The 243-nt window shown below is 67.9% G+C and carries 1 pseudogene; it reads left to right on the top strand.

Annotated elements, in window-relative coordinates:
- A pseudogene (locus G8O24_RS45520) lies at window positions 1–133 on the top strand (alpha/beta fold hydrolase); the annotation flags it as partial.
- Window positions 134–243: the final 110 nt, after the last annotated feature.

Below are 243 nucleotides of genomic sequence, written 5' to 3'. Positions count from 1 at the left end.
CCTTGCCGTGTTCGTCGACACGCTGGAAGGCGCCGGCACCTGGCCGCGGCTGCCGGCGATGGTGAAGCAGAATTTGCGTGACAACGCCTATACCCTCATTGGCCAGGTTCGCGACAATCGCCCGCCGCGATCTTTTCTGCCGAAGCCGTAAATCGCGCCAGCAGCGGCGAGGGGCCGCCGACATAGTCCGGATCGAGGCTCGCATCGAGCTCGCCCCCGGGCTCGGCCAGCACCAGCCGGCGC

Origin of the sequence: Bradyrhizobium campsiandrae (assembly GCF_014529705.1) — a bacterium.
Taxonomy (GTDB): Bacteria; Pseudomonadota; Alphaproteobacteria; order Rhizobiales; family Xanthobacteraceae; genus Bradyrhizobium; species Bradyrhizobium campsiandrae.
Note: the sequence above shows the minus strand (reverse complement) of the source record. Positions and strands in the feature narration are given on the sequence as shown.